Source organism: Bacteroides sp. 1_1_30, assembly GCF_020982715.1.
GTDB lineage: Bacteria > Bacteroidota > Bacteroidia > Bacteroidales > Bacteroidaceae > Bacteroides > Bacteroides xylanisolvens.
Genome location: NZ_JAJKHN010000260.1, coordinates 1 through 536 on the forward strand (window position 1 = coordinate 1; position 536 = coordinate 536).

The following is a 536-nucleotide window of genomic DNA, read 5'->3' on the forward strand; positions in this document are numbered from 1 at the left end:
TTTTGCATCATGAAAACATCCTCTTCCCAAACGATTGATCCTGTTGCTTCTTTAAGCTTGTTCTTGCCTTCAGGAATCCTTGATTACTTTACCCTAGTCAATCATGTTTCTCAGGATACTTGCTTTATTCTTTATTTAGAGGAGAAAGCCACTATTCCTGCTGAGTACTCAGATCTACATCTTCACTCAAAAGGTTTCCTCCCTGAGATTGAAGTTCAGGACTTCCCTATCCGTGGTAAAGCCGTTTATTTACGTATCAAGCGTCGTCGCTGGGAAGATCCCTCCACTGGGCAGACATATAGTCGTGACTGGAGTTTGGTAGCCACCGGTACTCGCATAACCGCTGAGTTCGGTGCTTTTTTAAAAGAATTACTTAGATAATCACGCCGTTAGCTGCCAAAGTGTAGCAGAGCATTACTGTATGGATGGCAAACAGCTTCAAAGCCAATATAAAGATCACCTGAGTGACTTCCAGAATTGGGATCAGAGAGCACATGCCCAAGAGTATATCCTTTATCCAAAGAATATGGGTTATC

Annotated in this window: 1 protein-coding gene; it reads left to right on the plus strand. The window is 42.5% G+C overall.

All coding sequences use genetic code 11. The annotated features are described in order from the left end of the window. Nucleotides 1-9: 9 nt before the first annotated feature. Nucleotides 10-381, plus strand: coding sequence for a transposase family protein (locus LPH68_RS26570; protein ID WP_008640050.1), 372 nt, complete (start codon nucleotides 10-12; stop codon nucleotides 379-381). The last annotated feature ends 155 nt before the right edge of the window (nucleotides 382-536 follow it).